Origin of the sequence: Variovorax sp. NFACC27 (genome assembly GCF_048301545.1) — a bacterium.
Taxonomy (GTDB): Bacteria; Pseudomonadota; Gammaproteobacteria; order Burkholderiales; family Burkholderiaceae_C; genus Variovorax; species Variovorax gossypii.
Genome location: NZ_CP157613.1, coordinates 1,040,540 through 1,064,384, shown reverse-complemented (window position 1 = coordinate 1,064,384; position 23,845 = coordinate 1,040,540). Strand labels below are relative to the sequence as shown.

The 23,845-nt window shown below is 60.7% G+C and carries 34 protein-coding genes and 2 pseudogenes; 18 read left to right on the top strand and 18 right to left on the bottom strand.

The genetic code is table 11. From position 1 onward, the window contains the following. Positions 1-285: 285 nt before the first annotated feature. The 4 genes from ABL840_RS04940 (at position 286) to ABL840_RS04925 (ending at position 2,337) form a co-directional block, all read left to right on the top strand. Positions 286-801 carry a helix-turn-helix domain-containing protein gene (locus ABL840_RS04940; protein WP_093299189.1) on the top strand — a complete coding sequence of 172 codons (516 nt, stop codon included), beginning with the start codon at positions 286-288 and terminating at the stop codon, positions 799-801. A gap of 2 nt (positions 802-803) precedes the next feature. Next, on the top strand, positions 804-1,214 hold the full coding sequence (locus tag ABL840_RS04935; RefSeq protein ID WP_093299186.1) for a hypothetical protein: 411 nt from the start codon (positions 804-806) through the stop codon (positions 1,212-1,214). Between the two features lie 134 nt (positions 1,215-1,348). Further along, positions 1,349-1,642, top strand: coding sequence for a hypothetical protein (locus ABL840_RS04930; RefSeq protein ID WP_093299185.1), 294 nt, complete (start codon positions 1,349-1,351; stop codon positions 1,640-1,642). Next, positions 1,639-2,337 carry an SGNH/GDSL hydrolase family protein gene (locus ABL840_RS04925; RefSeq protein ID WP_143042882.1) on the top strand — a complete coding sequence of 233 codons (699 nt, stop codon included), beginning with the start codon at positions 1,639-1,641 and terminating at the stop codon, positions 2,335-2,337. The genes ABL840_RS04930 and ABL840_RS04925 overlap by 4 nt, the downstream gene beginning before the upstream one ends. Before the next feature lie 82 nt (positions 2,338-2,419). On the opposite strand, the gene ABL840_RS04920 is transcribed toward ABL840_RS04925, so the two are convergent. After that, complete coding sequence (locus tag ABL840_RS04920) at positions 2,420-2,962, bottom strand: toxin-antitoxin system HicB family antitoxin (RefSeq protein ID WP_093299180.1); 543 nt, start codon at positions 2,960-2,962, stop codon at positions 2,420-2,422. A gap of 469 nt (positions 2,963-3,431) precedes the next feature. Between ABL840_RS04920 and ABL840_RS04915 the strand changes: the two genes are divergently transcribed. From ABL840_RS04915 to ABL840_RS04880, 8 genes are all read left to right on the top strand, one after another. Next, a complete protein-coding gene (locus ABL840_RS04915) occupies positions 3,432-4,235 on the top strand; it encodes a hypothetical protein (RefSeq protein ID WP_093299178.1) in 804 nt (267 codons plus the stop codon). Then, on the top strand, positions 4,232-5,065 hold the full coding sequence (locus ABL840_RS04910) for a hypothetical protein (RefSeq protein WP_093299175.1): 834 nt from the start codon (positions 4,232-4,234) through the stop codon (positions 5,063-5,065). Before ABL840_RS04915 ends, ABL840_RS04910 begins: the two co-directional genes overlap by 4 nt. Further along, positions 5,062-5,280, top strand: a complete 219-nt coding sequence (locus ABL840_RS04905; RefSeq protein ID WP_093299173.1) for a hypothetical protein — start codon at positions 5,062-5,064, stop codon at positions 5,278-5,280. Before ABL840_RS04910 ends, ABL840_RS04905 begins: the two co-directional genes overlap by 4 nt. Then, positions 5,277-5,504: a hypothetical protein gene (locus tag ABL840_RS04900; protein ID WP_093299171.1), complete on the top strand. Its 228-nt coding sequence runs from the start codon at positions 5,277-5,279 to the stop codon at positions 5,502-5,504. Before ABL840_RS04905 ends, ABL840_RS04900 begins: the two co-directional genes overlap by 4 nt. Next, complete coding sequence (locus tag ABL840_RS04895) at positions 5,501-5,734, top strand: hypothetical protein (protein WP_093429384.1); 234 nt, start codon at positions 5,501-5,503, stop codon at positions 5,732-5,734. The genes ABL840_RS04900 and ABL840_RS04895 overlap by 4 nt, the downstream gene beginning before the upstream one ends. A gap of 47 nt (positions 5,735-5,781) precedes the next feature. Continuing rightward, positions 5,782-6,774 carry a tyrosine-type recombinase/integrase gene (locus ABL840_RS04890; protein ID WP_418116200.1) on the top strand — a complete coding sequence of 331 codons (993 nt, stop codon included), beginning with the start codon at positions 5,782-5,784 and terminating at the stop codon, positions 6,772-6,774. Positions 6,775-7,055: 281 nt separating this feature from the next. Further along, complete coding sequence (locus tag ABL840_RS04885; RefSeq protein ID WP_093299162.1) at positions 7,056-8,414, top strand: tyrosine-type recombinase/integrase; 1,359 nt, start codon at positions 7,056-7,058, stop codon at positions 8,412-8,414. Between the two features lie 360 nt (positions 8,415-8,774). Further along, entirely contained in the window at positions 8,775-9,611 is an 837-nt protein-coding gene (locus ABL840_RS04880) for a hypothetical protein (protein WP_093299160.1), read from the top strand. Positions 9,612-9,928: 317 nt separating this feature from the next. On the opposite strand, the pseudogene ABL840_RS04875 reads toward ABL840_RS04880, so the two are convergent. Continuing rightward, positions 9,929-10,042 (bottom strand): annotated as a pseudogene (locus tag ABL840_RS04875) (transposase domain-containing protein); the annotation flags it as partial. 80 nt (positions 10,043-10,122) lie between these two features. After that, positions 10,123-10,675: pseudogene (locus ABL840_RS04870) on the bottom strand (ATP-binding protein); the annotation flags it as partial. A 225-nt stretch (positions 10,676-10,900) separates the two neighbouring features. On the opposite strand from ABL840_RS04870, the gene ABL840_RS04865 reads away from it, so the two are divergent. The 5 genes from ABL840_RS04865 to ABL840_RS04845 all read left to right on the top strand — a co-directional run bounded on the left by ABL840_RS04865 (position 10,901) and on the right by ABL840_RS04845 (position 15,741). Continuing rightward, positions 10,901-11,119, top strand: coding sequence for a DNA-binding protein (locus ABL840_RS04865; RefSeq protein ID WP_093299157.1), 219 nt, complete (start codon positions 10,901-10,903; stop codon positions 11,117-11,119). Then, complete coding sequence (locus ABL840_RS04860; protein WP_093299155.1) at positions 11,116-11,460, top strand: hypothetical protein; 345 nt, start codon at positions 11,116-11,118, stop codon at positions 11,458-11,460. The genes ABL840_RS04865 and ABL840_RS04860 overlap by 4 nt, the downstream gene beginning before the upstream one ends. Then, positions 11,457-12,884 carry a YfjI family protein gene (locus ABL840_RS04855; protein WP_228121887.1) on the top strand — a complete coding sequence of 476 codons (1,428 nt, stop codon included), beginning with the start codon at positions 11,457-11,459 and terminating at the stop codon, positions 12,882-12,884. The genes ABL840_RS04860 and ABL840_RS04855 overlap by 4 nt, the downstream gene beginning before the upstream one ends. A gap of 1,023 nt (positions 12,885-13,907) precedes the next feature. After that, complete coding sequence (locus ABL840_RS04850; protein WP_093299152.1) at positions 13,908-15,170, top strand: YagK/YfjJ domain-containing protein; 1,263 nt, start codon at positions 13,908-13,910, stop codon at positions 15,168-15,170. 133 nt (positions 15,171-15,303) lie between these two features. After that, positions 15,304-15,741, top strand: coding sequence for a helix-turn-helix domain-containing protein (locus ABL840_RS04845; RefSeq protein WP_093299904.1), 438 nt, complete (start codon positions 15,304-15,306; stop codon positions 15,739-15,741). Positions 15,742-15,794: 53 nt separating this feature from the next. Here ABL840_RS04845 and ABL840_RS04840 read toward each other — a convergent pair whose 3' ends face one another. The 4 genes from ABL840_RS04840 to ABL840_RS04825 form a co-directional block, all read right to left on the bottom strand. After that, positions 15,795-16,910 (bottom strand): J domain-containing protein, encoded by a 1,116-nt coding sequence (locus ABL840_RS04840; protein WP_093299150.1) that lies wholly within the window; start codon positions 16,908-16,910, stop codon positions 15,795-15,797. Between the two features lie 101 nt (positions 16,911-17,011). Further along, the gene (locus tag ABL840_RS04835) at positions 17,012-17,350 is read right to left on the bottom strand and encodes a hypothetical protein (protein ID WP_093299148.1); all 339 of its coding nucleotides are present in this window, start codon (positions 17,348-17,350) and stop codon (positions 17,012-17,014) included. A 15-nt stretch (positions 17,351-17,365) separates the two neighbouring features. Then, entirely contained in the window at positions 17,366-17,572 is a 207-nt protein-coding gene (locus ABL840_RS04830; RefSeq protein ID WP_093299146.1) for a hypothetical protein, read from the bottom strand. A gap of 61 nt (positions 17,573-17,633) precedes the next feature. Beyond that, complete coding sequence (locus ABL840_RS04825; RefSeq protein ID WP_093429387.1) at positions 17,634-18,044, bottom strand: hypothetical protein; 411 nt, start codon at positions 18,042-18,044, stop codon at positions 17,634-17,636. A gap of 207 nt (positions 18,045-18,251) precedes the next feature. Here ABL840_RS04825 and ABL840_RS04820 point away from each other — a divergent pair, with 207 nt between their 5' ends. After that, on the top strand, positions 18,252-18,533 hold the full coding sequence (locus ABL840_RS04820) for a helix-turn-helix domain-containing protein (RefSeq protein ID WP_093299141.1): 282 nt from the start codon (positions 18,252-18,254) through the stop codon (positions 18,531-18,533). Between the two features lie 31 nt (positions 18,534-18,564). Here the strand turns inward: ABL840_RS04820 and ABL840_RS04815 are convergent, their stop codons facing one another. The 11 genes from ABL840_RS04815 to ABL840_RS04765 form a co-directional block, all read right to left on the bottom strand. After that, positions 18,565-18,702: a hypothetical protein gene (locus ABL840_RS04815; protein ID WP_176947366.1), complete on the bottom strand. Its 138-nt coding sequence runs from the start codon at positions 18,700-18,702 to the stop codon at positions 18,565-18,567. A gap of 142 nt (positions 18,703-18,844) precedes the next feature. Next, the gene (locus ABL840_RS04810) at positions 18,845-19,069 is read right to left on the bottom strand and encodes a hypothetical protein (RefSeq protein WP_093299138.1); all 225 of its coding nucleotides are present in this window, start codon (positions 19,067-19,069) and stop codon (positions 18,845-18,847) included. Continuing rightward, on the bottom strand, positions 19,066-19,938 hold the full coding sequence (locus tag ABL840_RS04805; RefSeq protein ID WP_228121889.1) for a DUF7227 family protein: 873 nt from the start codon (positions 19,936-19,938) through the stop codon (positions 19,066-19,068). Before ABL840_RS04805 ends, ABL840_RS04810 begins: the two co-directional genes overlap by 4 nt. Positions 19,939-20,072: 134 nt before the next feature. After that, positions 20,073-20,333 carry a hypothetical protein gene (locus tag ABL840_RS04800; protein WP_093299136.1) on the bottom strand — a complete coding sequence of 87 codons (261 nt, stop codon included), beginning with the start codon at positions 20,331-20,333 and terminating at the stop codon, positions 20,073-20,075. Next, entirely contained in the window at positions 20,314-20,583 is a 270-nt protein-coding gene (locus ABL840_RS04795; RefSeq protein WP_093299133.1) for a hypothetical protein, read from the bottom strand. Before ABL840_RS04795 ends, ABL840_RS04800 begins: the two co-directional genes overlap by 20 nt. After that, on the bottom strand, positions 20,580-20,891 hold the full coding sequence (locus ABL840_RS04790) for a hypothetical protein (RefSeq protein WP_093299131.1): 312 nt from the start codon (positions 20,889-20,891) through the stop codon (positions 20,580-20,582). The genes ABL840_RS04795 and ABL840_RS04790 overlap by 4 nt, the downstream gene beginning before the upstream one ends. Further along, positions 20,888-21,412, bottom strand: coding sequence for a hypothetical protein (locus ABL840_RS04785; protein ID WP_093299129.1), 525 nt, complete (start codon positions 21,410-21,412; stop codon positions 20,888-20,890). The genes ABL840_RS04790 and ABL840_RS04785 overlap by 4 nt, the downstream gene beginning before the upstream one ends. A 1-nt stretch (position 21,413) precedes the next feature. Next, on the bottom strand, positions 21,414-21,614 hold the full coding sequence (locus ABL840_RS04780) for a hypothetical protein (protein WP_093299126.1): 201 nt from the start codon (positions 21,612-21,614) through the stop codon (positions 21,414-21,416). Between the two features lie 25 nt (positions 21,615-21,639). Beyond that, positions 21,640-22,239 (bottom strand): hypothetical protein, encoded by a 600-nt coding sequence (locus tag ABL840_RS04775; protein WP_093299123.1) that lies wholly within the window; start codon positions 22,237-22,239, stop codon positions 21,640-21,642. A gap of 47 nt (positions 22,240-22,286) precedes the next feature. Continuing rightward, positions 22,287-22,682 (bottom strand): hypothetical protein, encoded by a 396-nt coding sequence (locus ABL840_RS04770; protein ID WP_093299121.1) that lies wholly within the window; start codon positions 22,680-22,682, stop codon positions 22,287-22,289. A gap of 394 nt (positions 22,683-23,076) precedes the next feature. Further along, positions 23,077-23,787: a YqaJ viral recombinase family protein gene (locus ABL840_RS04765; protein ID WP_093299116.1), complete on the bottom strand. Its 711-nt coding sequence runs from the start codon at positions 23,785-23,787 to the stop codon at positions 23,077-23,079. Positions 23,788-23,845: the final 58 nt, after the last annotated feature.

Below are 23,845 nucleotides of genomic sequence, written 5' to 3'. Positions count from 1 at the left end.
CCGCCTGGGAGTTTCGACTTTGGCTGACCGACAGCGGGCGAAACGACCATGAAAAATGGAATGCTGGGCTTTCCGCCAAAGCACGAGCTCGCCGCGACGTGAACATGAAGTTCCTCCGCGACAAGCCGGCGACAAAGTGGGACCGCCCAGAGGCCAGTCCTTTGGGCGATCACCTTTACGTGATACGGTTCAAGGACGAGAACGGCGCTCAGCATCGAATCTTCGGATACCATGACCTTAAACATCACGCATACGTGATATGCTTTGAAGGCTTCGAGAAGGACAATGTCTACCACCCATCCGATTACGAAGAACGAGTTCGGAAATGCCGCTCCAGCATTGACGGTCGATTCGATGAACGAACTATCGTCTGTCCTTGGCCGGTCCTATAGGCTGCCGCACCATCTCGCTGACTCAGCGAACACATTCGCCAATTACCCGCTTCCACCCGAATGGCAAGACGAGGAATATCGGCGGGCCGCCATGGAGGCGACCGTAGAGAACCTCATAGCTTGGGGGGTGCGCGTCAATCGCGAAGCCCAGAACCTGACCCAAGCGCAGCTCGCCGCCCGCATGGGAACGCAACAATCTGCAGTCTCCAAGCTTGAGGACACTGAAGGCGGGGATGTCCAACTATCCAAGCTCGTGAAGGCAGCTCACGCACTCGATCTCGCGCTCTTCGTCAAGTTCGTGAGCTATCCGGAGTTTGCCCGACTCACTCGCGATGTCGGCACTCCGGCTTTGACTGCCGAGCCGTTCGCCGAGACCATTTGTCGTGCCACGGGCGTATCCAAAGGATGAATATGGCCACCACGAGAAAACGCGACACGACCAAACGCACGGAGGCATCAACGCCCACCACTGAAACCGGCGACTCTTCACCGCCGAAACGTCGCGCCGCGAAGCAGCTGCAGGAACAGCCCGTGCGGCCTCGGGTTCCGGAAGGCGTCCCGCACATCTACGCGGACCTCGTGATGGATGCTGTCTACGGCATCCACACCACCAAAGTGGTCCTGGCGGAAGAAACAGGCGCCGGGCTGGAAGGCATTCGGCCAGTGGGTGTTGTCGTGATGCCCACCTCAACCCTCTTGGAATTTGCCCGCCGACTGATTCAGGATCTGACACATCCAGGCATCGCCCAAGAGACAGCGAAGCGGTACGCGCTCATCCTGCAGTCGATGAGCCAAGAGAAACCGGACGCCTCACCCAGCTAAACAGCAGACAGCACCAGAGCAGCCCGCCGAGAGCGGGCTTTTTTGAGCATGCTTACAAATTGCACGTAAGTTTGCTTGCAATACTTCATTAGCTGACTTACATTCATTCCGTCCCTAGCAAGACGGAGTGAACGATGACCCATGAACAGGCTGGCGCTGGACGACAGGCCTACCAAACCTCTCTGACCCTGGCCAAGGCGGCCCACCCCGCCAGCACGAAGATGCAGTGGCGCACCGCTGCGCGTCTGTACGACCAGGCCGCCGCGGCACTGCCCGCTGACCCGCACGGCTTCGTGCACGCCGACGTGCACCTGTACGCCGTCCGGGCGCACGTCTGCCGCACCATGGTTCCCTGCGCAGTGCCGCGCCGCGGGCTGACCGATGCCGTCGAGTACCACCGCCGCCAGCGTGATGAGGTGGCATCGTGAAGGCCGCGTTTAGTGTTTCCGCTGTCGCTCTCGCAGGCGCTCTGACCGCCTGCGGCGGCGGGGGTGGCGGCGGTGCTTCCGGCGGCGGCATGCCGATGCTGCCCTTGGCACCCGTCGCAGCGCCCTCTGTGGCTCCTGCACCAGCGCCCGCAGCCCCGGCGCGTGACTGCAGCGTCACCCTCTACGGCGACTCGATCCTCAACGGCTCGACCTTCAGCTCGGTCCGCGTCGCCGAACCGCCGGCCGCGGCAATCCAGCGCCTGCGCCCCGCATACCGCGTGGTGGACCGGTCCGTCGCGGGCGACAACGCCCAGCAGCGGCTGCCGGCGATGCTCAATGAAGGCATCGACACGAACATCGTGTTGCTGGAGCAAGGCCTGAATGACGCCGGGAACTCCCTGCCCTACGAAGCGCCGCTGCGTGCCATGGTGCAGCGCGTAAAGGCACTCGGGAAGAAGCCGATCGTCACCGGCATCTCGCAGGCCCGCGTGGCAGTGGCAAACCGCGACGCTTACGACGCCATCGCGCGCCGCGTGGCTGCCGAAGAAGGCGCCACCTTCGCGGACTGGGGCGCGGTGCCTGTCGTCGCCGCCGACATGGCCGACGACGTGCACCCCGCCCAAGCCCAGAGCACCCGCCTCGTCGAGCAGATGGTGAAGGCGCTCGACCGGGTGGCACCGGAGTGCGCGAATTGAAGCGCCTCGCGCTCAAGGCTTTGATGCTGCCCTTGTTCGCCCTGGGGTTGGTGCTCCGGCGCATCTGGAGGTGGGCGTGAAGTCAGGTCAGCTTCCGTCGCCGTATCGGCACCCGCGCTTCATTCGCATCAGACGGCTTGTCGTCGTCCTGCTTCAACATCCTGCGAAAGTCCCGGTCTTTCGTATGGATCAGATATTCCGCCGCCTCTGGGCCAGGACTCGGGAACGAGTTGTCCAGGATGGCCAATGTCCCAGCCAAAAGCTCCTCTGCCTCAACCAGATCCGCGTGCGCAGAAACCGCTTCTGCTTCGAGGTTACGGAGCAACGAGGGCTCAGCCTTGGTGCGCCGCGCCTCTTCAAGGGCGGCCGTCGCTCCACGCTTCCGATGGCGAGCGTCATCAACAGCAGCCCGCAGACGGCTTTTCGTCAGCTCCTGTTGTGTCTTCTGCAATTCGGCAATGAGACTCGAGGTGAGCGCATCGACATTCATCACGAACGATTCTTCGAGCCTGCCGACGATCTCGGCGTTAAGGCTCTTAGAGGTTCGATCCGCCGCTGCATCCAGTCGCGCATGCAACTCCTTCGGCAGTCGCAAGGTGATACGGGTATAGCGGTCTTCTTCCATGCGAGGAATTTACACCGAAACAGTGTCACACCCCCTTGACACTGAATTCGTGTCAACCACACAATCACATTAATGACACCATTTATATGTCACAACAGAAACCCACCTATACCCGCATACAGGTTCGCATCCCGACCGATGTACATGCTGCGTTGCAGGCCGCGTGCAAGGAGTCGGACCGCAGTCTGAACGGCGAGATCGTGAGCCGCTTGCGCAGCACGATTTCGCGCGCCGCGCCAGACAAAACGTCCAATTCTGGAGTAACTCTTTCGTGACTTTTCAGTGGGTCGCAATTTTTGGGCGACTCGAATAGCCTTAACGGCATGCAAAGAACACCCTAGCGAGTGACCGCTTCGCCTCACAGCGGACTACGAAAGTAGAAAGGTGAGGCTCAAAAGGCGAAGGGGCCAAACCGCGCCAACGGTCAGCCCCTTCTGTGACCCGAGAACCCTAGCAAGGAACCCAAATCATGGGAAATGTTAGCACGCGCCCACAAAAGACCGCAACACCTGTCGCCGGCACGGTGACTGCTGTCACCAAGCCCTCCACATCCGGCAACCAGCCGGCCATCGAGAACAAGGCTCAAGACTGGCGCCCTGCCTTCGTTGAGTCACGCGATGCAGTCTGCCGACTGCTCGAGCGCGCAGAACAGCTCGACGAAGAAGAACGCGATGACGCCTGCGGGATGGCGAAGCGCTTGATGCGCTTGGCGATCAACACGTTCGGCCAGACCAGCAACCAGGAGCCGAAGCAAGAAGTCGAGCGGGCAGCGTTCGATACGGAGACCCTCATTTGCGGTGTCCTCGATCTGTCCGCGGACAAAGTAGGGCCGAACGTCGAAGGGCACCTGCGCCATGCGTTGCACATCATCGATAGCCTGACCTCCACGCTTTGCGGGGGCTTCGACGTCGAGCGCATCTACGAAGCGATCCGCACCGATGCAGCCCCCGCCGCCAGCGAACCGACGCGCTCGATGCTGCACCAGGCTGAGAACGAGGAAACCGACGCCGACAAGCGCATGCGCATTGCCTTCGATGCCAACTACAGCATTCAGGAGTTGGCCAAGGCGCTCAAGACGTACCACATGCGCGACGGCTCCGATGACTGGCCGGTCTACTGCGGAATCCTGAGCCAGATCCAACAACTTGCAGAGGTCGTGTGGTGTGCGATGCGTCTCGGCGGCGCAGACGACAGCATGGTCTACCCGAGCAATGAGACGCTGCAGCACTTCTTGGACGGCCACTTCACGCTGATCGTGAGGGACGAGCGATGAGCGCCGCGACCACCACCAAGGCCAAACCGAAGGCTCCTGCCGCTACGCTGGCGGATCGCACGAACTCCGTCATCGGCTCAATCAAGCGAGCTCAGGCCAAACTCGTGATGGCGCTCGAGGCGGCAGAACCCAGTTCGCCGGCGGAAATGGTGCTGAACCAACTATGCCTTTCGTGGCTACCGTCCGCGCTCGAGCCAGTCTTCCGACCTTCGCTCACGAAGGGTAGCGCAGAGGCCACATACGAGGCGTTGTTCCCTCCTCTGGCGGTCATCGAGGCGGTGATCGCCCTCGCCAAGGGCACGGTGCTCGAACACACGCTGCGCGAAGGTCATGCACTGCTGGATGCGGCGCACACTGAACTGGATTCCTGTGGAGAGCTGACCAAGCTGCTGCCGGAGGATCCCTCGGAAAGCGAAGATTCGCCTGTGCTGGAATCGACCACGAACGAAGTACTTCACAAGGCTCCCGCAGCACCGGCCATTGAGGAGCATGACCCGTACTGCGTAATCCTGCAGGCGCGAGATGTTGCTCAAGCTGCGGCGGACACTGCGGCGACCGACATGCACTGGGGCATCCACAGCTTGATCGAAAAGGCAGTGGAGAAGGTAGAGCAAGCGAACTCCGCCTACGTGAACGGTACGCTCTCGAAGCCCCTGCACGACGATGCAAGCAACGAGCTCGCAGGATTGCTGGGAATCATCCGCGCGGTAAACACGGACAGCCTTGATGATGGACTGCTCTATGCGGTCGAGACCCTCGTGACCGTGGCAAAGTCACAAATCGATGCGGACAACGAGCAAGCGGCCCAGGCCAGAAGGGCCGCAGCATGAGCACCACCACCAGTAACAGGCCGACGCTCCGGCTCGTATCTAGGCCTGCGGTCAAGATCGACGCCGACATGGTGGCGTTCACCGTGATGGAGCACATCGACGTCGCCTTCCCGGCCGTGTGGCAGGCTGTTCCCGTGGGAGCTCGCGCGAACATCCGGAATGCGATCGTGCACGCTGTTGAAGCCGAGGCCGCGCGCACGGGAGTGTCGACATGAAGCACGAGATCTGCAGCGCCTGCGAGACGGTCCAGCACTGCAGCAAGAACGGCTGCATCTCAGTGACCGTTGAAGGGCCTACTCAGACTTCCGGCCGGGCGGATAGCACCGACGCGGCTGCGCAGGCCCGCAACGAAACTATCCGCGAGGCTATGGCTGCGATCGCACACACCGAGTCGCGTGCGCAGGCGCTGGAGATTCTGGGGGGACTGCTGAAGCCATGACAGAAGTCGTCGCAATGGCACCATTCCTGTCGGCCAAAGAGATTGACGAGATCTGCGCACCACTCAAGCAGCGCCATGCGCAGATGCGCCACCTCTGTGTGTTGCTGGGCGTGAAGGAGCTGCCGCGGCGCCCTGACGGCCTTCCCCTTGTCGGCCGGCGCATGGTCGAAGAGCGCCTCAACGGCAAGGGCGAGTACGTCGCGCCAAGCGGCTTCAACTGGAGTAAGTGATGGGCCGAAAGAGGGAGAGGGCATCGGGCTTCGGACTCCTGCCCCGAATGGAGGCGCGCCCCCATACAGGCAGCGACAAGGTGACGTACCGGTATCACCCAGTTGGAGGCAAGCCGATCAACCTCGGCCAGGACAAGCGCGCGGCGATCCAGAAGGTGCTGGACCTCAACGGCGTGAGCAACGATACCGGCACCATCACCGAACTCTGGCGCACGTACCAGACGATGCCCCAGTGGAAGCGCCTGGGCGAGCGCACCAAGGAGGACTATGCGAAGTACAGCGTGAAGCTGCTCGAGGTGATGGGCAAGGTCTCTGCGCGTGTTGTGCGACCCGCGGACATCGCGCGCTATCTGCGCATCGAGCGGGCCGATGCACCGGTGCGGGCCAATCGCGAAATCGCGCTGCTGTCCAACCTGATGACCGTGGCGGTCGAGCGCGGGGACATCGACGTGAATCCGTGCAAGCAGGTGAAGCGCAATCTTGAGCGGCCACGCACCGAAGCGCCGGAGCCGGAGACGTTTGCAGCATTCATCGCCTGGCTCAATGGGCAGGGGCCACAACGCAAGGTGATTGCCCTCATGGCCGAATTCGCAGCAATGGCTGGATCGCGTCGCATCGAGTTCATTCACCTCACCTTGCCGCAAATCGACGACGAGCTCGGGAGGATCCGACTGATGCGGGCCAAGCAGCACGGTGGCGCGAAGCGCGTGGAGAGCATCACGATCACCGCGGGCATGGAGGATTTGGTGCGACGACTGCGCGCTCTGCCGCGGCCGGAAGAGTGCTTGCACGTCTTCACCACGAGGGATGGCAACCCCTACACGGACGACGGCTTCGCATCGACTTGGCAGCGGGCCATGGCCAAAGCGCTGGAGGACAAGATCATTCCGCGCCGCTTCACGTTCCACGACCTTCGGGCGTACTACACGACCCAGCACAAGGCCCAGTACGGTGGGCTGCCAGAACTGCACGCCGACGTGAAAACGACCGCGAAGATCTATGACCGTTCGCGCGTTTCGACGCGACGTGGATTGAGCTGAAATCCCACCGTGGGAATAAAAAGCAAAAGGCGCTACAACCTTGATAGCTGTAGCGCCTTGCGAATACTGGTGGCCTGGGGCGGAATCGAACCACCGACACGCGGATTTTCAATCTGCACAAGTAGGCATTTCCTTTGTGATGACTTAAGTTGATACATGCGACAATTTCTTTTAAAATCAAACACTTACTTGATAATTGAAAGATTTTCATGCGGATTGTCGTTGACCCAGATTGCTCTAGAATGCCTACATGGTGCCTACACGGCACTGTGTAGGCACCTATGACGACAAAACTGACTCTGACCACTGCACGGGTAGAGAACCTGCCCTGCGAGCCCGGTAAACAACAAACCATCCATTGGGACGCCAAGACCCCCGGCTTCGGCTTGCGGGTCACTGCGGCCGGCGCTCGCTCCTACATCTTCGAGTCCCGCCTGTTCAGCAAGACGCTGCGTATCACGATCGGTGATGCACGCGCCTGGGAGTTGGGCAGAGCGCGCACGGAAGCCTGCCGCCTCAAGATGCTCGTGGACGAGGGCAAGGACCCCAGGGAAGTGAAGGCCGAGCAGCGCCAGGCTTTGGAGGCTCGCCGAGAAGAGGCCGCACGCCAAGACGTGCTCTTTGGCCAGGCGTGGGACGCCTACATCCAAGAGCGCAAACTGTTTTGGAGCGAACGCCACTCCCGCGACCACGTGCAGCACGCCTCGGAAGGCGGGGTAGCGAGGAAGCGGGGGCAAGGCCTCACCCAGGCTGGTCCGCTGGCCGCACTGCGCGCGCTCCGGCTACCCGACCTCACGGGACCACGCATCGCACAATGGCTCACGGCCGAGACCGCCACCCGTCCGACGATGACCGCACTGTCGTTTCGGCTGCTGCGAGGCTTCATCCGCTGGGCGCAAGACATGCCGGCCTACAAGGGGCTCATTCCCGCCGATAGTTACCAAACGCGTGGGGTGAAAGACGCTGTCCCGCGCGTGAGGGCAAAAGAGGGCGACTGCCTGCAACGGGAACAGTTGGTCTCCTGGTTCACCAGCGTGCGCGGGATCCACAACCCGGTCATTAGCGCGTACCTCCAAGGCCTACTCATCACTGGCGCACGGCGGGAAGAGTTGGCGGCGCTGCGCTGGGAAGACGTGGATTTTCGCTGGCGCAGCCTGACGCTTAACGACAAAGTGGAAGGTGCGGGAGGGCGGACCGTCCCACTCACCCCCTATCTGTCCAGCCTACTGCTCGAACTCAAGCGGCTGAACGAAGTATCGCCGCCTCGGCGACAACTCAAACGCCTCGAAGCACGAGGCCTCACCTGGAGCCCTTCACCTTGGGTCTTTCCAAGCCCCGCCTCGGCAACTGGCAGGCTCGCAGAGCCGCGCAGTGCCCACAGCAGGGCACTCGAGCAAGCTGGCTTGCCGCACATCACGCTGCACGGCTTGCGCCGATCGTTTGGCACCTTGTCCGAATGGTGTGAGACCCCAGCCGGTGTCATCGCCCAGATCCAGGGGCATAAACCCAGCGCGATCGCCGAGAAGCACTACCGCCGCCGTCCACTAGACCTACTGCGCAAATGGCACGATCAGATTGAGGCATGGGTATTAAAAGAGGGGAAAGTCGAGTTCCCCTTCGCTACCCGAGCGGCCCTATGAGCGGTCCCACTATTGCCTGTTTTGCCTGGAACTTACCGTAACAAGAACAGTAAGCTTAGCCGGTGCTTCGAGGCACCGCGCGACGCAATCGACGATTTCACTATCATCGCCAGCGGGGCTCGACGCAGGGCTATGTCAGCCCGACGCAAGCTGAAGGGCTTGACTCGCTGCGCAGGAAAAGGTGAGACGCATAATGACCTCGGCTATGGGAGCCGAGAGTCGAGGGCAAGGTCACGATCTTGACGGTGCTCGATCCCTTTGCTTTCCGGTGAAAACCTTTACCCTGAATCTGGTCTCGGCGCAAGAGCGGCCGGAACGAGAAGCGACAAGCCCAAAAAATTACTCATAGTGCGAAAGAACATGGACTCGATAGATCTCACCGTAGAAGAGCTGAAAAAACTCGACCGCGTCAACGCCACAATCATTGAGTTCTTGCAACGCCCTACGTGGACCATTGCGGTCGGCGCAATGCTCATTAGCGGAGTACAACCTGCTGCTTACGCCACGAAGATCCCTGACGAAGGTAGCCAGCTACTGAATCCAGCCGTTGCCGCCTCGTTAAATCAACTGCGTAGCGCTTGTTCTGTGATGGAAGAATGGGCTGAAAGCTATGAGGACGATGACGGCTCCAGGTCCGACGTACCGACGGAGCAGGCGCCCATCGACTTCCTACTCTGGTGCGAAGAGGCTTATAGGGGAGCAATTGCTCCTCCTGAACTTCTCCACTACTTCTTTCGCCTCGCAGGGTTCCAAAAAGCAGGCCCTGCACCGCAAGACGTGGTGGCACGCCTCCTTGAGTTGGAACAGCATGCCGCCGTTGAACGCAGCAGGCAACCCCCGCTCGAGATCGAAACCTCGCTTCCAAACGCCCAGCAACCAAGTCCTGGGCATTTTTTCAAGCGCATGGAGGTCCTAGTCGAGAACCGCAAGATCATCTTGCCCATTGCAATGGAAATCGCCGAGGCCCTAGACAAGACCTGGCCTACTGGAATTCGACAGCCAAGGCTCGTGTGGAACCATTTACTAGAAATGGCTAAGAGCGGAAATCACTTCTCGCTCAGATTCACGGACCCTGACATTTTGGAGGTTCCGTGTGGGACGCATATCTGGGCACCCTACACTCGTGACGCTCTAGATCAGTTCCTTCGTCGCAACAGGGTGCACTTGCTGGGCGCAAATGGCGGCAACTCGCAATAGATCAGCGACGTTAGCTCGCCCAGGCCCTTGCGCGGAAAATCGTTGATTTCGTTGGCAATCGCATAAAGCTTTCCTGGATGGTCTGCACGATTGGCGCTGGCACTCACGTACCAGACCGTCGAGGTTCTTCTTGCCACACCGCTGCCAAGGGCGGACCAAATCAGCGAGATATACCGCAATGCCCATGTTGGCTGCCAACTCTTTGTGGCGCGTGATCTCCTGCCCCAAAAATCGTCGGCCAGTGTCCTGCGCGTTGCGCTGTAAGCGCGTGGCGATCCCATCTTGACGGCAGTCGCAGATCAGGCTGCCGACGACACTCAGCGATGCGGCAGCAGTTCGATGACGCGATTGGCGGGCTGGGTGGGCAGGCGCTCGAGAACGTCGCTGAGGTACGCGTGCGGCTCGTGTCCGTTGAGCTTCGCTGACTGGATCCCGGATCGACACTTCAAACTCCCCCACCAGTGGACACCAAAATTCCTCCAGGCAGGACGAGGGTTTCGTTATTGATCGCTCACGCGTCGGGGGCGATCGCCAGGCGTGCAACGGCCTCCTTCAGCCGATAGCTCCTGCCCTCGAATTCGAGCATGACGGCACGATGCATGAGCCGATCGAGGATCGGTGGTTCCCGTGGTCGCGTCGCCAAGGTATTTGCGCCCGTCCTGCACGACGCGGTTGGAGGTCACGACGATGCTGCCGCAGCTTTTGTAGCGCTGATGCACGATGGCCTGGAGCAACTTGGCGGCGTCGGCGATTCACCGCGCAAGGAAGAGATCGTCCAAGACAAGCAGATCAGATTCGACGTACGCACGCATCAGCGCCGTCTGCACCTTGGGTGCTTGCCAGTGTGAAGCTGGCAACTCGATGTCGGCCTCGACGTAGCGAACTTCATGCCCTTGCAGGGTGGCTTGGTAGGCGGCGGCCTTGGCAACATGCGACTTCACGGCGCCTGGCTTGCCGATGATCAGGGTGTTGGCCCCGTCAGCGATGAACTTCAGCGTGTGCAGCTCGAAGTACGCCTGACGGGGCAGCTTCGGATTGAAGCGCCAGTCGAAGTCGGTGAGCGTGGGCTGCTAAACGAATCGCGAGCAAGCTTCGCACTTCAGAACCGAGCCCGCCTTCATTGGCATTCATTTCCGGTCTCGGGCATTCACCCCGTCCTCCTGCACAACGCTCCATTTGACACTGGCTCCACGCATCGGCATGGAGCCACGGCGACGGACGTGAAACATCGTTGACGACGTGGCTCCTTCCGGCGCGAAGTTTCTTCAACCTGTTCAGAAGGAGCCATCATGGCACTTGATATCCGCGCTCTGCCCCATCCGGCGGATCGCTTCCGGCTCACCACCACTGAGTTTGCAACGCAGCAACTCGTCAATGCACAAACCGTTCGGAAGCGCCTGAGCCTCCACGGCTCCTATTTCGGTGTCAAACCGCTGCGTCTGCTGAACCGCCGACTCTTGTGGCCCGCCGATTCGATCAAGACGCTGATCGAGGAGAGCCAGCAATGAGCGACATGGCCACCACCCTCGAATTCGAAGGCCGCGATGCGCTGATGAAGTCGCTCGACGCGCTCCAGCCCACGGGCGAGCGCAGCACCGCCACCAAGTTCACCGCGCTGTATGCCAACATCGAGCAGGCGCTCACCCGCGGCGTGACGCAGCGTGCTGTCTTGGAAGCGCTCGGGCGCGACGGCCTGAAGCTGCATCCGGCGAAATTCAAGAAGCTGCTCGAGGAAGCTCGTGCTCAGCGCAACGAAAACGGGGAAGGCCTCCGCTGCTCGTCCTGCGGTGGAGTGCAAATGACGCCGCCCGCGACGGAAGCCCAACTCGAAGAAGGGAGCGAAAAGTGAACCCTCCCATCATCACACCTCCCTACCCTGTCGATGCGCTGCCCCCCGAACTGGCGCGTCTTGTCGGGGAGATCCAAGCCAAGGTGCAGGCTCCCGATGCTTTGATTTGTATGGCCATCTTGTCCGCCATCTCGGCGGCGAGTCAGAGCCTCGTCGACGTCCTGCTGCCCACTGGCCAGCTCCGTCCTGTCTCGACCAACTTCTTGACCATCGCAGAGTCTGGCGAACGCAAGTCGGCAGTCGACGGCATCGTGTCGGCCCCCATTCACGCTCATGACGAGGCTCGCTCGGTCAAGTACCAAAAGGATCTCTCGCAGTACATGTGCGACATGAAAGTGTGGCAAGCAAAAGACCAGGTACTCCGGGGCAAGCTCAAGAAGGCCGCGCACCAAGACGAGCCGACCGATGAGATCCAACAGCAGTGGGAGGCGCACGAGAAGAAGAAGCCGATTACACCCCGTCTGCGGCAACTCCATCGTCAGGACATCTCCGAACGCGCGCTCATCGAGGCACTCGAGGGTGACTGCGAATCCATCGCGCTCATGTCGGACGAAGGTGAGGCCGTCCTCAAAGGCAGTGCGATGACGACGTTCAGTGTGCACAACCGGGTCTGGGATGGCGCCAAAATGCTGTCGCTTGATCGCGGACGCGGTGTGCACATCGTCGCCCGCCATCCGCGAGGCACCATGAGCATCATGGTCCAGCCCGCCGTGCTCAAGAACTACCTGCACCGTCACGGCGACCTCGCTCGCGGTTCTGGCTTCTGGGCGCGTGTGCTGGTGGGAGCTCCGCCCTCCACGCAGGGCTTCCGCTTTGTGTACTGGTACAACGAGCAATGGGTCTATCTCCCTGGCTTTCACAGCAGCATCAAGGAGTTGCTCGAAGAATACGACCGACGGCTCGCCGAAGGTCCGATCAAACGCAAAGTGCTGGAGTTCTCGCCCGAGGCGGTGACACGCTGGATCGCGTTAACGAACCAGGTGGAAGCGATGTTGCAGCCGTTCGGCTATTTGAACGACATCAAGGATTTCGCATCGAAGTCGATGGAAATGACGGGTCGCCTCGCGGCGCTACTGCACTTTTTCACCAAGCAGCAGGGGCAGATCAGTCTCAACGCCTTGGAATGCGCATTCTTGATCATTTGCTGGCATATCGATGAATTCAAGCGCCTGTTCGGGCATCAAAGCGGCGTGACGCAACTTCAAGCCGATGCCAAGGCGTTGGAGCACTACATCCAGACGCTCTTTTACGGGAACGGCAATCAGCCGCTTCCCCGCAATGAGATTCTGCGAAATGGCCCGATCCGCCCTGCTTCGCGCTACGACGAGGTCTTAGACTACCTAACCGCTGGCAGCAAAGTGTGGATCGGCCGGCTCGGTCGCCGCCGCTTCATCTATCGCGGTCCCAACTTCGGCGCGCTCTGAGCGCTCCCGCGGGAGGCGGCTTCGGCCGCTTCGACTTCCGAAACAATGCGATTCCATGCGACAAATCGCATGGAATCGCATTGTTTTATGACTCAGTGAACCTGACGTCCCTTGAAGGTGTTTCAGGCCAAGCGGCTTGTAGCTCGACCGGACCGACGAGCAGCCAGCGGCCACGCTGCCGCAGCGTCGACGGGACCCGCATGAACAGCACGTTGCCCCGAGCAGGGCTCGATCTGGCTGGAGGCATACCGCCCCGCGCAACTACTCCAACGCCTTCTACTCGAGTCGCATTCGGACACGATAGCCATGGTCGCCTCCAACATGCGCAAGCATCGCGCGAGCGACGACAGCCAAGCGCATCGTGCTTTTGCATCGATAGCTTTTTGAATGCAGGCGCACTTCGCCGCTACGCTCACGAAATACGTCGCCGCTCATCCGAAAAGTACGCGACGTCTGCACGCGTACTAGCTCGGCACGCAGCTGGAGAATCGCCGTCTGCTCGATGCTCGGCGGCTTGCTCTCAACGTTGGCGAACTTGTTCCGGCACTGGCCTTGGTCCAGTCGAAAAGGTCTGTTCGAGCACCGCCGATGTGTGCACCACCGACCCGATTTCTTGGCAGCGCTCAATCAACGCCTGTCGCTCAAATTCCAGCTGTAGTGCGCCCCCTCATCGCTTGCGTCATCCACGCGCTCCTGACCTCGATTGAAGTGCACAGCAGCGGATGCGTGCGGGAAAGGCGAAGCCAACTTTGCACCAGCGCCGCGCTTTCGGAATCGTTGCTCACTACCTCGAAAACACACCCGTCGAGCGTGATAACTTTTTATCGACCTGATGTCATATCTATGGCAATAGATACGTGATTCCCCTGGACATCTTCGCTTCATTGGGGAGAAGAGGTTTCGGATTATCTCTTTATCTCATTCGAAATTATCTACCCCGTCCCAGGACCCTCTTTCCGTCGAGATTATCGATCTCATTCGGATCTGTATCTAGTTGCCATCAGACGCGTGGACTTTCCCACTATGACATTCACCCAAATGACCAACTTCATAGCAACACCATCATCTTGTCCGCCTTCGTCACCATCGTTTAGTGACAAGCGTGCCTTGTGCATCAGCATGATCTACCACGATACCTTCAATGGGAAGGAATGCCTTCGCATACCGTCTGGCTTTCAGACGGCCAAGCACATTGAAGACATTGTCGGCCTCACCCGCGATCTGCTCGCAGAGGGGCCCTCTCAGTGCGCACCAAGCAAGTCCCCCGTTCAGCGCTTCGGATCAAAGCTAGACCAGCGAGTTCAACGTGCACTCTGGTTGACACCACAACAACTGCAGGAGAACCTTCCAAAGCATCGCCTTCACCCCTACGTCGAGCTCTTCATCCAGTGCGCTGCCAGAGAGCGCCTGTTTAACTGGAGGGCCTTGGGCAAAGCACTAAGCAAGGCGGAGCACAAGCAGTACGCTGAAGCTCGACAGCGAATGCTTGCGGCATTGCGCTCAGGAGCGCGTGAGCCGGCCTTTCGCAAGACAGTCAAACTTCATCAAGATAAGGTGCGGCGCAACCTTACCTGCATCCGGCGCTACACCGATGCTCAATTCCGTCGTCACTCGCGTCTCCTGGTGATTCGAGTCGATTGCATGTTCATCGAAGGGTTTGCCCCGGCGCATGACTGGACCCAAGCACGCGCCTACCGCGAGACACTGATCAAGTTCCTCAATCGTGTTCTTCCCAAGGTGATTCAGTCGCAGAAGGATCGAGATGCAAAGAAGAAGCCCCAGCCGATTGCCGGGTACATCATCGGCACCGAATACGGAATCGAGACCGGCTGGCACTTTCACGTCACGCTGTTCTTGAACGGTGACGATCATCAAAACGACGTTGGCATTGCAACGGCGATCGGTTTGAATTGGCTGAAGGAGATCACGGGTGACAACGGTCGCTACCACAATTGCAATCTCGACGCGAAGCAAGGCAAGCACAAAGCGGTAGGCGTCGGGATGGTTCACCGACACGACTTGGCCAAGCGCAAGATTCTGAGCAGCGTGGTGACGCGCTACGCCGGGAAGGGTTGCTACTACGCCGAGGCCCAGACAGGGACGAAGGATCGCCTGTTGAACAAGGGAGGCTGGCCTAAGGCAAAGGACCCGAAAAAGGGTGGCCGTCCTGAGAAACTGCTACCGCTGCAGCGAGAACTGTTGACGCACATGTTTTCCGAGAAGAAGAAGCGCTTCTTCCCGATCTGGAGGCCGAGTGAACCGTCTCAGCCGTCAGTGAGTTACTGACCCCAAGACGATGCACAATCGCCCGACAGCGCGGTGGCGGGAGCTTTCCGCGGGAATCATGTGTGCGCAGAAGCGTTCACTCTAAGGAAATCCGCCTGCTGGCAAGGCGGCAATGCAACGACACAATCCCTTCATGCCAAATATCGCCTCTATCCTCAAATCCGAAATCTCTCGCGTCGCCCGCAAGGAAGTACGAGCTGAAATCGAAACGCTCAAAAAAGCCTCGGTCGCACATCGCGCCTCGATCGCCGAACTGCGCCGCCAGGTAAGCGCCCTGGAGAAAGAACTTCGTCGTGTTGCGAAGGGCGCGACGCGCTCCGACACAGTCAAAAGTTTGGAGGATGAAGAAGCCGGCACGAAGCGCCGATTCAGTGCGACGAGGTTGGTGGCACACCGTTCAAAGCTTGAACTGTCCGCCGCAAGCTATGGGCAACTGGTGGGTGTCTCGGGGCAGACCATCTACCACTGGGAGCAAGGTAAAGCACGTCCGCGAGCGACGCAACTCGAAAGTCTCGCGGCGGTGCGAAGCCTGGGCGCACGCGAAATCGCGGAGCGCCTGTCCACGCAATAGAACCGCAGAAACTCGGGCGGCAGGAGCACCGCCTCCACCTCTATGCCTGTGACCTATCTTTCAAAGAACCGATTGGCCCGCTCCTTCTCGCGCTCCTCGTGGATCATTGAAAAAAGGTTCTTCAGCACCGAACGCAGATCTCGAATCGCAACGGGCTCATCCCAGTTTCCCTGGAACAGGTCCTGGTCGATTGACCTCCCTCCCTGATTCAAAGAAGTGACCGCAGCTTCGCAAAGACGTCCAACCTCCAGGACCCACCGATAGGCCAATTTCGCCTTTCTGGGGTCGCCCAGCGCTTCACCAGACAACTCAAAGAGGTTCGCCAGCGCCTGCCGGTCCAGCCACTCCTCTCCCACTTCCTGCTCGACTGGTTCCAGCAGATCAGACAGTTCGATGAGGCGCTGCTTCGCCGCCACATAAACCTCGTGGCTCAGGACCGGATCGGTCCATGGGGCTGGATTGGAGGCCGCATGCGAAGCTTCACTTGCGGCGCCCGAAGCGCCGTTCGGGCTTGGCTCCCTTAGAAACTCCCGGACGACCGCGAAAAGTCGCTCCAGTTCAGGCTTGTCGACCATCGGACAGTCGGCGACCTGATGGCCGTTGACCCAGATGGCCGTCCCGCGGATGTCGAGAGAGCGGATGTCGGTCCACGGCAAGTCAACAGCCGCAGACATCAGCTCCTTGACCCGCACCCCTTCCTGCGTCAGAACAATGCCTTCTTTGGCCCCGCCAAATACCGTGGTGTCGATGAGCGCGACAACATCTTCTTCCTTAAGGTCAACAGCGTAGTTGCCGCGAGCGGCACTGAGCTTCTTGACCGGGATGCGAGGAGCGAAGTAAATCCGCGAGAAGCCGACATAGGGAGCCAGCCGCGTGCTAAGAAGTTCCTGAAGGCTAGTGCGAACTGGACGTTTTTCAGTCGCGCGTGGCTGTCTCGGGCCCTCATCCGCTTGGGGGCGCGAGTCGAATGCCTTTCGCCCGACAGGATCCGACAGCGCCGCATAGGCGGCATTGACCTCCTGCATTTTGTTGGTTGCCCACTTCACCGTGTCGACATCGGCAGTGGCGTACTTGTCAGGGTGGTACTGGGTGCGCCGGCCCCTGTAGGCGAGTTCGATCTCCTGCTGGGAGGCGCTGGGACGTATGCCCAGCACTTCGTAATGATTCATGGCTTTGAAGAAGCAGTTGCTTGAGGAATGCCGGGGTGGACTCCCCAAAAAAAGAAGGCATACCGACCACGCCCAACCGGAAGATTGGGCATGGCCGGAGGCTATTGGTAGAGCTTCTGGCAAGTGCCAGACTCGTAGATGTCGCTGATCTTCTCGGCTTGGCCGCGGGGGCTGAGCTTGTAGAGCGCCATGTCGTCCGTGAACTTGTCCCGTAAACCCATCATGTATTGGCCCGGGTTACCCGTCTTCTGATCCAGAAGCGGTTTGACTTTCATGACGGCAGCGCCGGCCTGCTCGTGGCGCCCGAGGATCTGCGCGACGTTGGCGCATTTGTAGGCGTCATAGATGCGGCTTTCGTCGCCGGAGCAGGCCGTCATCCCGGCGCACGCGAATACAGAAAGCATGACGAAGCGCGGTAGCCGCGAGGAACTCTGTGGCATGTTGGGCCCCGTTCCTCAAGCGAGGTAGATGGCTACCAAAATCGCGATCAGGAGGATGGCTCCGATGAATCCGCCCAGCGCCGGGAAGATCACGGCCGGCCAGACCAATGCCTTGCCGAACGCTACGCCGAAGCTCGCGCCCGAGACGAAGACCCACTGGTAGAGCAGAACGAGGACGCCGACACCGCCGTAACCTGCGATCAGTTTTGCTTTGAGAGTCATTGTTGAGATGGAATGAAAAGTTAAAAGAGGGTTGGAGATCTGACGGCGCGGCCGACACCTGTCAGCAGCGATGCTTCTTGTTCACCGGCCGTCGGGGATCGGTGCCGAGCACGGCACCTTCCTTGGTCATGCACACGCCATCGGCGCAGGCATAGCCAGGCGCCTTGAGCACAGCGCGGTCGGCATCGCCGATCTCGCAGCGCAGTTCGTCGAAGTCGAATTCTTTGTAGACCTTCACGCGTTCGGTGGTCGTGTAGTACACGCCGCTGCCGCCCGCCTGCACCTGGATCGGATAGACCGGGTACTTGAGGTCGCGACTCCAGCCCTGCAGCTGAATCTCCATGGCCGATCGGTCGATCTGGTGCCTCACGGCATCGGGGTTGATGAGCGGATCGATGCCCTTGGCAAGCGCCAAGGGCGTCAAGACGATCGCGATGAGCGCGGCGAAGACGGTGCCGAGCATGGTTTTCATGAAAAGCCTTGAAGGAAGTGAACTTGAAGCGAAGTCGGCCGATGAACGCGGCGCGAGGTCGTGGTGGAGATCGACCTTGCATACCCGGGCGCGCCAATACCGAAAAATTCTACGTTAAACGTAGAGACGAGGTCGCCTCTTGTTACGAATATCGTAATAGTGCCTTCTCTCAGTCCTGCCCGCTCTGTTTTTGGAGTACGCCTTCGCATGGCGAGGGTAGCTGCCGGGTTGCCGCAGGATCGGCTCGGTGTGAAGGCCGGGTTGGACGAAGGGACCGCGAGCGCGCGCATCTCCCGCTACGAGAGCGGCATTCATGAGCCCAACATGGCATTCGCTCAGCGATTGGCCTCCGAGCTCAATGTGCCAGTGGCATATTTCTATGCCCCGGATGACGACTTGGCCAAGCTCATCTTGTGGTTTGGGCAGTTGAACCTGAAGCAACGAAAGTCGCTCGTCGAGTGTGCGAGCAAGCTCTCGCAGGCGCAGTGAACAGCTCCATTCCGGAAGGAGCCACTCGGCTTCAGCGATAAGCGTGCGACGCGCGCCAGCGGAAGTACTGGCAGAAATGCCACCCCAGCCCGAAGCCGAAGAAGATCCCGGTGGCTAGCACCAGCGCAAAGGCCCTCAAGTACTCGATCGGCCCGTAGAAAATTCCCATGGCAATGTCCTTTCTCTTTCTACATGGTTGGTAGTTCAGGTTTTTGAGCCCCCAAAGAACAAGCCCGGTGGGAGCCGGGGCTTGTGCCGTCGGGAAAAGGCCGTGAGAGCGAGAGGAGCCCTTGCGGTGGGCGGATCGCCATTCAGCGCCGCTCGCTCCGAACAGGGTCCTCATGCTGCAGCCGGAGTCGTTTCACCCGCACTTCCTCTTCGGTGGCGCGCCAGGCCGCTTCCCGTTGGAACGGGTCGGTTTGCTTGCGCTGCAGCATCACGCGATCCACTCGCTGAAGAAACGCCTCGTCGAGCACGAAGATCTCGTTCTGGTTACTCGTGACCGACGCTGCGGCCCCGTTCAGCAGTCTTCTCATGAGGGCCTGCCTTCGAAGAAAATCGCCTGCACGCGCTGTGCGCCTGCGCCGTGGGCCGGGAAGCCCACGATGGCGGCGCGATCGCGCTGCTGGCAGATGCCGCAGTTCAGGCAATCGGAATTTCCGGTGCTGGCGGGGCAGACAATCACCTGGCGCCCGGCTGGCGTACGGATGGGCTTGGTGAGCCTCTGAGGCAGGACGACCACCACGGGCGCGATACCGAGGTCCGCATACGCATCGGCTTGAACCAAGGTCTCGGCACTGAGGTTGACCGTGAAGCCAAGCCGGTTCGCATTGAGGATTGCCACTTGGTTGACGGATGTCGGCGGATAGTGGGTGTAGGTGAATCCACGGCGCCCCCGGTTCGCCATGGCCAGCCGTGTGAGCATTCGGGCATCGATGACACCGGGCGCTTCAGGCGTCAGGTCTCCCGCCTGGTTGTGGCGCCACAGGGCGTGGCGGCGCAAGGTAGCGATCTCCTGCAGCAACTCATCGAACGTGTGACCTCGTAGCCCCTTGGACACGTGGCGCCAATGGATGGCCAGGGGGCCGCTTTCGGCGTAGCAGCCATTGCCTTTGAAGCTGCAGTTCGGCGGACACGAGTTCGCACTCGTGGTTGTCACCGGGATCGGACCGGTCTTGCGGTTGCGACTGACACGCACCAGGTGATAGGTGCGGGTGTCCTGCTCGGAAGAAGCTCCGGCAGAGTGATTCGACCGCTTTTGTGGCGGCGAATTGGCGGATGGGCGAGCCTGTGCCCGCGCCATTGTTGGAATGGACAAAGTTGATCCTCTATTTGTGAGCGCAGCCGTTGACGGCAGCGCCATGAAGTGCCGGCCCCCACGGGCGATCCAGATCCGCGCGCGCATCCACCACGCTTCAGGCCAGAGAGGCCGGGGCGTGGTGGGTGCGTGTGTGGGGAATGAAGGCGGACCGAGAGGTCCGATGCGGCGCAGGGCGCCCTTTTTTTGTGTGCAGCTAAAGCGAGTCAGCTGCTGCTGCCTCAGCGCTTTTGGGCGGACGAAGGTGCTGGCGGTCCTGCTTCATTGCGACCCAGCCGTCTGGCCAGCTTGTTTCGCACCTCCACAGCGCAACCGTGCCAGGCACGGCCGCTGACCATGGGTGTGTCCAGTGCTTCGGGATCCATCGCAGCCACGCGCCTGGCGTACTGCTCCAGCGCCTGCATCACAAAGGCCTGGATGAGCGCGCCGTGGACGCTGAACTCCATCAACTCGGTGACGAACTCAACGTTGGTCGATGGCATGCTCGCTCACCTCGCTCACTTCACATATCGACTGAAGGATCTCAAAGCCCGCATCGGCAATGAGGCCAGGATCCAGCAGCATGACCAGGTCATCGGTCATGCCCGAGCGCATGGATGCCCACACCTCGTCGCTCAAGCCGTCCTCGCGCGCGCGAGCCCTGGCCGCACGCTCCAGTGCCTCCTCATCGAAGACGGCAAGCTCGACGCTGAACACCAGCACCGTGCGCGGCGTGGACGATGCGCCGCTCATGCGCCCTCCCCTGCATCGACGCGCGAGATCTCCGCACCGAAGGCCAATGCCGCGTTGTCGAGGCTGGGCAGTCCGTTCTGCCGGATCCACCAGTCGGGCGGGCTGTACGGCACGGTCATCACGCCCAGATAGACGCCTTGCGACGCGTAGCCCACCACCTTGGCGCGGCCGATGCCGTTGATACGGATGAGCACGTCCTCGCCGATCGAGGGAACGTCGAACTGGGCCGACCACTTGAGCATGTCCTGGGCGAAGGGGTCGCGGGTGTGGGGCGGCACCGTGGTGTACCGCTGGAATCGGGTTGTCATGGATGTTTCTCCTGAGAAGGCAACACCGTCGCGTTGCCGAGTTGTCGGGATTTCATGCGCAAGGGAAGTTCGTCGCTCTCGCGCTCGACATCCCAGCCGCGGCGTCCGAGGCGCCGGCGCAGCACGTAGACGTGAGCGCCATAGGCGACGCGTGCGCCCGGGCGGATAGCTGCACGCTTGGCCGCCCGGTTGCTGTGAAAGGCGCGCACCTTCTCGCGCCAAGGGCCCGCATACGGCCCCACGGGTGCATCGGCTTGGGCGAGGAATGAGAGCGGGCAGTCGTAGTAGCAAGGTCCGCAGGACTCATCCAGGCACTTGACGGCGGCTTCGCCGTTTATGCAGTCGATCAGCGTCAGGCCAACCCACTTGCGCCCGATACGCTCGCCCGTGCGGGTCTGGGCCAGGAACCACAGGCGGTTGCCGATCACGCGGTGCGCCAGCACCGTGGAAGAAGCCCCGACGCTGGCAAGCTCATCGTGGATCGCCTGCGCCTTGGTGGCGCGGTAGACGATGGAGCCCATGTCAGGCGCCCGCCGCCAATGCATGCCCCTGTGCGAGGCGGACATCGAACAGGTCGCGAGGGTGAAGACCGATGGACTGCCGAGCCGCAGTCATCGACGAGAACAGGAAGACAAGAGAGTGGTGCATCGTGTAGACGTAAAAAAGCCCGCACAAGGCGGGCTGGGTTGATGAAGAAAAGCGCTTGAAGCAAGTGACTGTCATGGAGGCTGCGTACCTTGTTGACGCATCACAACGCCCCCGAGCCAGGCGTTCCAGCGGCAGCAAGACATGCCTCAGCACCATGGACATAGGCTTCGATGCGCGCGTACTCTGCAGGGGATGATTCCTTCAGGAGGTCGATCACCTTCAGATGCAAGGGGGTGGCCCGGGTCCAGACTCGGATCCAGGCGGCCGCATCGTCGGGCAGCGCACCATCGCCCTCGTCGGGACTGTCGATGCGCTCGAGTCGAAGTTCGGTGGTTTGGCCCATGTGCGTGAAGAGAGACCAGCCTTCGGCGCAGGCCTCGGCGTTTTCTTCTTCGCTGAGCAAGGAGTCTTCGCCCTGCGTCCGCGATGCCGGTGGCAAGAGGCCGTTGTACTCGCGAGCTGAGGCAATGATCTCGCGCATCGCCAGCGGCCCCATCGCATCGATGGCTTCGCGCTGCGCATCGTCGATTTCGCTCCAGTCCACGCTGCCATCGCCGCCATTGTCGACATCGGCGATCTCGTAGGCGCGCGCCACGCTGTGCGCGCAATGGATGGCACGCTGGAGCTGATGCCCTGTGTACACATTGCCTCCCAGCAAGTACTTGCTGGCGGTGTCAATGGAAATGGAGATGGAAGTCATGAAGGCGGCTACCGGTTGAGATTCGAATGAAGGAGGTGCGAAACGGCTCAAGGCCATGGGAAGACCTCGAACTCCAGAACGGCCGGCAACACCAGGTGGTCGCCGGCAAGCTCCAGGGCTTCGCATTGGTAGGCCTGCGCCAGCCGCAGCAACCGGCGCAGTGCGTCCCATCGCAGCGCCTGTGCCGCTGCGATGCTGTCGGCCGTGACATCGGCGCGCCAGCTGTAGTCGTCGAGCTCGAGGATCAGGAGGCCGCCAGTGGATGGGAACGCACCACAGGTCTCGCCCATCTGGTCCTCCGCGTGTATCTGCCGCGCGATCTCCCAGGGCAGGTGGCTCGAACTGACACGCAGCGTCCGGGCTATGTAGCGATGAAGCCCCACCGACTGCAGTGCGGAAGGCCCATGCGCCCACGGGGCTGGAGTGATTGATTCGTTGTTCATTTCTATTCGGGTTGTTAAAAAGAAGGCAAAGGGATTCGAAAGGCAAGAGAACAGGAACTGACAAACACGCCTACTGCGCTGGCGCGCGATGTCTCATGCCCCTCTCAGGACAGCTGTTAAGGAACGCTGGCCGATGCGGCACAATCTGCGCATGACGACAAAGCAGGAGCGGCCCGACGAGGCGCTAAGTGCGATGGCCATCGAGTGGCACAGGAAGGCCCTGGAGGGAGACCTTCACGCGCGCGGGATCGCTCATGAACTCGAGACGGAGTTGCGCCGGCGCGCTGGGGCACCATTTACGAACTACGACACCCTGGATCTACGGCCCCTGGAGACGAGATCGGCGCCACGCCGGTGGTGGACGCTCTGGCAGGAACGCTAACGTCCCCACATTTCAGGACACCGGCATATCCTCATCCCGCGAAGGCGGGGCCTGATCGCATTCGACACTGCGCCAGAACACCTTCTCCTGCCTGATCAGCCATGCGATCTCGGCCTCGTCGCGCTCGATGCGATAGATCTGCAGGTCCTGGCCGCCCAGCAGCGCGACCACATCGGCGGCGCGTTGACCCGTGACAGCAAGCAAATGCATGACCCGAAGCCGCATGTACGCCGGGACGCCGTGAGCCCATAGGGGCGCGGCGTCCATGCCGACACACGAGCACTCAAGAAGCTGGACATCGGGTGCGTCCACCACCTCGCGCGTGACGGTAGCGATCATCCACGGATGCTTTTGGTGCCGCTGCGTGGCGTTGACTTGCCGGATCCTGCGCCCGGTCCTATTGGTGTAATGCGCTGCTACGATCGGCTCGAGCAAGAGCCCCCAGTACCCCAGGCTATCGTCCTGGACCAGCACTGGGTGCAATAGGTCTTGGCGCCCTTTCTTCTCCATCCAGAGACGGACCTGGGATTTGAAGGGATCGTGTCCGAGGGCAGCGGCGGCATCGCGGTTTCCGATGCCGACTTCCGAGGGCTGGGGACTGTCGATCTGGCGATCAACGATCGCCGCCGATCCAAGTCTTTTCGACGTTGAGACTAGGTGCAGTGCGACGCGCCTTGTGGTTGTGAGGCTCGCAGTTCGCAAGCGTTCAGCACGTGTGTACATGATGTCTTCCTTGAAATGGAGTGCCCATAGCCAAAAGCCCCGTCCTCCTGATGGAGGG